Source organism: Bartonella taylorii 8TBB (assembly GCF_902825155.1).
Lineage (GTDB): Bacteria > Pseudomonadota > Alphaproteobacteria > Rhizobiales > Rhizobiaceae > Bartonella > Bartonella taylorii_A.
Genome location: NZ_CADEAG010000100.1, coordinates 1 through 481, shown reverse-complemented (window position 1 = coordinate 481; position 481 = coordinate 1). Strand labels below are relative to the sequence as shown.

Here is a 481-nt window from a genome sequence, read left to right as displayed (position 1 = left end):
GAAGGGCTTCATTAAAGTAAGGGTTAGCGCCTATTTGCGCTCCAGAAGCCATGTTACTTAAATTTTGACTTGCTGCATTGGGTCCTGTGGCAAGCCCATTTAAATAGCTGTTATTATAGTTTTGAGCCGTATTGTTAAGTCCTGTAATCGCACCCAATGTCTGATCACTCAAATTGGCAACACGATCCCCCTGATAAACCTCCTTCCCACTGCCATTGTTGTAGAGATTCATCGCATCATGGGCACCAAGCTTAAAAATACCTTGTGCCCATGCAGGAGGGGCGTTTGTTTGTGTTGTGTTTTGTGTCATCTTTGGTTTTCTACTTTTTCCCATGTTAAAGCTGCTTTCTATATTCTAAAAGATTAACGCTGTAGCCATGCTCTTTGAGAGATCTCTCCCATCCACGCCGGCCTATGATGATAAGCTCGTCTGCCCCTTGTTCTTTGTAATAGTCCTCAATGTAAGAGATAACCTGGCTTA

General features: G+C 43.2%; 1 pseudogene. It reads right to left on the bottom strand.

The window, feature by feature from the left end:
* Window positions 1-334: pseudogene (locus J7R13_RS08835) on the bottom strand (tail fiber domain-containing protein); the annotation flags it as partial.
* Window positions 335-481: the final 147 nt, after the last annotated feature.